Consider the following 201-nt stretch of genomic DNA (forward strand, 5'->3'; position numbering starts at 1 on the left):
ACCACCATGATCATCTCGATCCCGACCGGTGCGAAAGTCTTCAACTGGATGTTCACGATGTATAAGGGCCGCATCAGTTTTGATGTTCCGATGCTGTGGACCATCGGCTTTATGCTGACCTTTGTGATCGGGGGCATGACGGGTGTTATGCTTGCGGTTCCGCCGGCTGACTTTGTGTTGCATAACAGCCTGTTCCTGATT

Annotated in this window: 1 protein-coding gene; it reads left to right on the forward strand. The window is 51.7% G+C overall.

The genetic code is table 11. The features are described from left to right. On the forward strand, window positions 1-201 hold a 201-nt coding region (locus B2T33_RS11250), incomplete at both ends, for a cbb3-type cytochrome c oxidase subunit I (protein ID WP_286792042.1).

It is taken from the genome of Thalassospira sp. UBA4513, from assembly GCF_002388495.1.
Lineage (GTDB): Bacteria > Pseudomonadota > Alphaproteobacteria > Rhodospirillales > Thalassospiraceae > Thalassospira > Thalassospira tepidiphila.